Source organism: Ruegeria sp. AB8, assembly GCF_056542605.1.
Genome location: NZ_JBQGAB010000063.1, coordinates 1 through 5253, shown reverse-complemented (window position 1 = coordinate 5253; position 5253 = coordinate 1). Strand labels below are relative to the sequence as shown.

The window sequence follows — 5253 nt, the reverse complement described above, 5'->3', positions numbered from 1 at the left end:
GCAGACAGGCCGGACACATGACTGCTTCTGACAAATGCGCAAATCAGATCAAAAATGTCTTGCTAGGAAGGAGCCATCCACACATGCCATTAGCTAACAGGTAGGCAATGGCAGCGGTTCGCGAAAAGCGGACATTTCAGCTCCACATGTAGGTCCGGACGACGGCCTTGGCTTTAATCAATCACAGTGTAACCTCCGCACGTTTATCTTTTAAGGCAGCTACACTAACTCGAAACACGGCCTTCTGTGCTGCCGATAAGACAAACAGCAGCACCGAGACGACGTCGCACTACGAAGTTGTCTTATCAGTTTGACAAGAAGTGCTCGGGTTTCTCTTCGCCTCCCCTTAACAAATTCGGATTTTTGACTTTGATCAGTAAGCGCGTACAATTGTAACAGCTTTAGGCGCAAAATCCGCAAATTAGGCCACCTTCACAGCGACGAAGAGAGGAACGCGGGCGGCACGGGAGGGGGATATGAAGAGATTATCGGTTTGGCTTTTGGCCTTCGTGTTGCTTACCGGCTGCTGGGAGAATGAAGACGAAGCGACCCAAACGCTGACACGACCTGTCAGAGCCACCGAGATTTCTGACCTATCCAGTTTGCATGACAGATACTTTGTTGGAACGGCGAGAGCCGCACGCGAAGTGTCGTTGGCGTTTCGCGTGCCGGGCAATGTTGTCGGTGTCGATGTTCAGGTTGGCGACCTTGTAACGAAAGGGGCCGTCATCGCGGCCTTGGACCCAGCCCCGTACCAGGCCGAAGTCGATCGGCTTACTGCTGAACTTGAGAGCGCGCGGGCGACGTTTGAAAACGCCAAGTTACAAACAGATCGGCAACGATCACTGGTCGAAAAAGATGTTGCTGCTCAGGCTACACTCGACCGGTTTGTCGCGGGCGAAACATCCGCTCAGGCAGCAATCAATTCTGTCCAAGGCGCTCTGGACAGAGCCACTCTGGATTTAACCTATACAAGTTTGGCGGCGCCGTTCGATGGTCGTGTGGTCGCTAAATACATTGAAGATTTCGAAGAGGTCGCGGCACAGACACCGGTACTGCGCATACTCGATGCTGAGCACATCGAAGTAGTGATCGACATACCGGAACGATACATCGCCCTGATCCCGCATATTGAGGATATAACCGTTACTTTTGACGCTTTGGGGGATGTGGTTCTACCGGCGGAAATCAGCGAGATTGGATCAGAGGCTTCAGCAACGACCCGAACCTTCCCGGTCACGTTGATAATGGAGCAACCGGAAGAAGCACTTGTTCTTCCGGGTATGGCAGGGCGCGTCCGTGGCCAGCCAAAGGAGGGGCACGAACCATTCGATGCGATCATGGTTCCTGCCGGCGCGGTTTTTGTGCCTGAAGGGGATACAGATCCGCATGTCTGGGTGTTCGATGCCGGCTCAGAAACCGTAACGGCAAGGAAGGTTTCGCTTGGCACGCCCCGGTCACAAGGGGTGGCCGTCAGTGGCGGTCTGGAATTTGGTGACGTCGTAGTCACTGCCGGAGCGAACTCTTTGCGAGAGGGCCAGAAAGTTTCGTTAATTTCTGAGTATACAGAGTAATGGGTCTCGCGGCGTTCTCAATCCGCAACGCTAAATTCGTTTGGTTCACGGTTGTCATGCTCACGTTGGGCGGCATTTCGGCTTTCTTTAGTCTGGGGCAGCTAGAAGACCCCGAGTTCACTATCAAAACTGCGGTTGTGACCACCCTCTATCCTGGCGCCAGCCCCGAAGAAGTTGAGCAGGAGGTCACAGAACGGATCGAGCTAAAGCTCCAAGAGATTAAAGAGATTGATTACATCTCGAGCGAAAGCAGGGCGGGTGTGTCGACCATTAAAGTCGAAATCCGCCCAAACTATTGGTCGGACCAACTGCCGCAAATCTGGGACACGCTGCGCCGCAAAGTCAGAGACGTGGAAACAGACCTGCCCCCGGGCGCAGGTCGTCCCGCTATTAACGATGATTTCGGAGATGTCTTTGGTCTGCTGCTGGCTATGACGGCTGATGGGTTCTCTGCCCGGGAGCTTGATGATTTCGCAGAAGACTTCAAACGAGAGCTCTCGTTGATCGACGGTGTCGGTCGAGTCGATCTGTGGGGCGCACGCGACAGGGTCATCTATCTGGAAACACGGGAAGAAACTTTGGCGGCATTGGGTGTTTCGGCTCAAACCGTCCTCAATACCTTGCAGACGCAGAATGCGATTGTGGATGCAGGGCGAGTGAATATCGGTGACTACCGCATGCGCATTGCGCCAAGCGGTACATTTACCAGCCCGACTGATATCGCAGATTTGGTTGTTCGTCCTAGCAGTCTGGATCAGGCTCAAAGTGGGCAACTTCGGGGGCCCGAGCTTCTGCGATTAGGGGAAATCGTTGAGGTCAAGGAAGGCTATGCCGATCCACCTACGACCATGATGCGCTATAACGGCCTTCCGTCTATTGGGTTGGCGATATCCTTCCAGTCTGGCGTCAACGTAGTCAGCGTTGGGGGAGCCGTCGATGCGAGAGTAAATGAACTGATCGCGGGCCTGCCCGTGGGCATCGAGGTTGAACGGGTCCATTGGCAATCTGACGACGTAAATCTGGCCGTCAGCAGTTTCTTGGTCAGCCTCGGACAGGCCGTAGCGATTGTGCTGGTCGTTTTGACTCTGGCGATGGGTGTTCGCATGGGGATCATCATCGGCAGCGGATTGATCCTGACGATCCTTACCACCTTCATACCATTGGCGGCACTGGGCATAGATCTTCAGCGCATGTCGCTGGGCGCGCTGATTATCGCGCTTGGCATGATGGTCGACAATTCGATTGTTGTTGCGGACGGCGCGATGGTGCGGATGTCACAGGGAATGGATCGCGCGAAAGCCGCAATCAATGCCGCCACACGTCCTGCTATGTCTCTGCTAGGGGCAACATTCGTCGCGGTTATGGCCTTTTACCCCATTTTTGCATCGGTTGAGAGCGCGGGAGAATATTGTCGTACGCTCTTTTCAGTTGTCGGAATTGCACTACTGGTCAGTTGGCTGCTGTCGATGACGGTCACGCCATTGCAGTGCGTTGCCATGCTGCCGGAGCCAAAGGGCGGCGCCAGTGAGACATTCGACACCGGATTCTATGCCGTTTACCGCCGTTTTCTGGCCGCCGCGATCCGCGCTCGCTATCTGACGATCGGAGTGGCCGTTGGTGCTCTGGTCATTGCTGGGGTTGGCTTTGGTTCCGTCACACAGTTGTTCTTCCCGACCTCGTCGATGACTAAGTACATGATCGACTATTACGCGCCCGAGGGAACCCGGATCGAAGCCGTATCCGAAGCGATCACCCGGATCGAAGCGCAGGTGGAAAGGGATGATCGCGTGACAGGTATCGCCAGCTTTATCGGGGCTGGCCCACCGCGTTTCTACTTGCCTGTCGACCCTGAAGGAACAAACCCGTCCTACGCGCAAGTCATTGTGAACGTCGAGGATTATCGCGACATTCCTGAGATGACCAAAGAGATCTCGCTGTGGATATCGGCCAATATGCCCGAGGCGACCTCTTTCACGCGTCAGTTCGGTGTGGGACCCAGCAATACTTGGGCTTTCGAAAATCGTATTATTGGCCCCGCGGATGCCGATCCGGAAACTTTGCGCGAAATTGGCGACAGAGCCGTTGCGATACTGGATCAGCATCAATGGACGAAGGTGGCGCGTACTGATTGGCGCAACCGTGTCCTGAAAACCGTTCCCGACTATGATCAGGACCGAGCGCGGTGGACGGGTATCACCTATGAAGACCTTGGGAATACCACAAAGCGTGCCTTTGACGGGCGTTCGGTTGGCCTCTACCGCGAAGGCGACGAGTTGCTGCCGATCATCGTCCGGCCTGGTGCGGAAGATGTAGCAGCCGTCGACAACTTTGAACTGCTGCAACTGCAGTCTCCGTTTTCTGTAGAGCCTGTCCCCTTGGCACAGGTTGTTCGCGGCGTGAATGTCCGGCCAGAAGACCCAACGATCAATCGCCGCGACCGGCGTCGAGTTCTGACCGTCCAAGCCAACCCAATCGATAGTGTAACTCTGCCCAGCTATCGCACCGCAGTACTCGCTGATTTCGACGCTTTGGAGGCTGACTTGCCGCCGGGCTACAGCATGGAATGGGGTGGAGAGTACGAGGACACCGTGTCTGCGCAAGCGTCCTTGATTCCGGGGATGATACCCGCTTTTTCGATCATGGCACTTATCGTCGTCGGGCTATTCAACTCATACCGCAGACCGCTGGTCATTTTCCTAACTGTACCGTTTGTGCTGATAGGTATTGTTCCAAGCCTGCTTCTCACGAATACACCGTTTGGGTTCGTCGCATTGCTCGGGGGCATGAGCCTGGCGGGCATGATGATCAAAAACGCAATCGTTCTGATCGATCAGATCAACGATAACTTGGCCGAAGGTCAGCCGGGCTACGACGCCGTTTTGAATGCCGGAGCCTCAAGACTGCGCCCCGTCGTACTGGCCGCCGCCACTACGGTTTTGGGTGTGATACCGCTACTGCCAGACGTGTTTTGGGTGGGTCTTGCTGTCACGATCATGGGCGGTTTGACGGTGGGTACGATGCTCACAATGATCCTGGTCCCGGTCTTGTTCGCCACGCTGAGCGGCATTCGACAGTCACCGAAAGCCGTTTGACGTCACTTTTTTAGCGGTCTTTGGATCGTTTTGTTTGGAGCATGTAGTTGTTGAGTGTAGACAACTCATTCGGGGGTAAAGATGGACAATACAGTACTCTACTTTCTAGTCGGCATCTTCGTGGTTGGCCTAGTTTCATTGGGATATTTTGCCAAAGGTAGCGGAGCACTGCTTGTGATCGTGATACTGGTTGGTGTGTTGTTGGCAATGATCGCATTTTTTGGTGGTTACTTTGGCGAAACAACGAAGTGAGCTTGTAATGGCACTATTGAAGACGCGTCGCTAGCTACAGGAAACGTCAGTTGATCCGAGAACGAGGCTCATTGGATTCGCTGTGTTTTTGCAGCTCCGAGGAAAAGATGAATTACCTGTGCTAATGGCCGACTTTCACCAGCGTCTCCTGGGAATGTTGCCGCTGCGAAAGCGCCTGCTAAACTTGAGTCCAACAAACGAAACCTAGGGTCAGGACCCATTGATTTCCGCTTGGCTGCGTGATTCACGGTTCGAAAATCGAGCGGTGACCATGTCTGATCTTTTTTGGCTGACGGATGCGCAGATGGCGCGTCTTGAGCCTTTCTTCCCCAAGT

Annotated in this window: 3 protein-coding genes; all 3 read left to right on the top strand. The window is 54.3% G+C overall.

Features of this window, described 5'->3' with window-relative positions:
• Positions 1-476 precede the first annotated feature (476 nt).
• The 3 genes from ACR0CG_RS23520 to ACR0CG_RS23510 all read left to right on the top strand — a co-directional run bounded on the left by ACR0CG_RS23520 (position 477) and on the right by ACR0CG_RS23510 (position 4918).
• Positions 477-1574, top strand: coding sequence for an efflux RND transporter periplasmic adaptor subunit (locus tag ACR0CG_RS23520; RefSeq protein WP_480527913.1), 1098 nt, complete (start codon positions 477-479; stop codon positions 1572-1574).
• On the top strand, positions 1574-4666 hold the full coding sequence (locus tag ACR0CG_RS23515) for an efflux RND transporter permease subunit (RefSeq protein WP_480527911.1): 3093 nt from the start codon (positions 1574-1576) through the stop codon (positions 4664-4666). Before ACR0CG_RS23520 ends, ACR0CG_RS23515 begins: the two co-directional genes overlap by 1 nt.
• A gap of 81 nt (positions 4667-4747) precedes the next feature.
• On the top strand, positions 4748-4918 hold the full coding sequence (locus ACR0CG_RS23510) for a hypothetical protein (RefSeq protein WP_480527909.1): 171 nt from the start codon (positions 4748-4750) through the stop codon (positions 4916-4918).
• Positions 4919-5253: the final 335 nt, after the last annotated feature.

Excerpts from the sequence above, each read along its gene's own strand:
- ACR0CG_RS23520 (WP_480527913.1), top strand. The coding sequence starts at position 477 with ATGAAGAGATTATCGGTTTGGCTTTTGGCCTTCGTGTTGCTTACCGGC.
- ACR0CG_RS23515 (WP_480527911.1), top strand. The coding sequence starts at position 1,574 with ATGGGTCTCGCGGCGTTCTCAATCCGCAACGCTAAATTCGTTTGGTTC.
- ACR0CG_RS23510 (WP_480527909.1), top strand. The coding sequence starts at position 4,748 with ATGGACAATACAGTACTCTACTTTCTAGTCGGCATCTTCGTGGTTGGC.